This window comes from Streptomyces sp. NRRL WC-3618, assembly GCF_001280005.1.
Classification (GTDB): domain Bacteria; phylum Actinomycetota; class Actinomycetes; order Streptomycetales; family Streptomycetaceae; genus Streptomyces.
Map to the genome: position 1 here is coordinate 1 of NZ_LGDW01000216.1, position 575 is coordinate 575.

Here is a 575-nt window from a genome sequence, read left to right on the forward strand (position 1 = left end):
AGGGAATATTTAGGCTTAACGGGTGGTCCCGCCAGATTCACACGGGATTTCTCGGGCCCCGTGCTACTTGGGTGTCTCTCAAACGAGCCGTTGATGTTTCGACTACGGGGGTCTTACCCTCTACGCCGGACCTTTCGCATGTCCTTCGTCTACACCAACGGTTTCTGACTCGTCTCACAGCCGGCAGACTGTGAAAGAGAGATCCCACAACCCCGCACACGCAACCCCTGCCGGGTCTCACACGTATACGGTTTGGCCTCATCCGGTTTCGCTCGCCACTACTCCCGGAATCACGGTTGTTTTCTCTTCCTGCGGGTACTGAGATGTTTCACTTCCCCGCGTTCCCTCCACACACCCTATGTGTTCAGATGTGGGTGACAGCCCATGACGACTGCCGGGTTTCCCCATTCGGAAACCCCCGGATCAAAGCCTGGTTGACGACTCCCCGGGGACTATCGTGGCCTCCCACGTCCTTCATCGGTTCCTGGTGCCAAGGCATCCACCGTGCGCCCTTAAAAACTTGGCCACAGATGCTCGCGTCCACTGTGCAGTTCTCAAACAACGACCAACCACCC

At 57.4% G+C, this 575-nt stretch carries 1 rRNA gene; it reads right to left on the minus strand.

Features of this window, described 5'->3' with window-relative positions:
- Nucleotides 1–526: ribosomal RNA gene (locus ADL01_RS19820) — 23S ribosomal RNA — on the minus strand; the annotation flags it as partial.
- Nucleotides 527–575 lie beyond the last annotated feature (49 nt).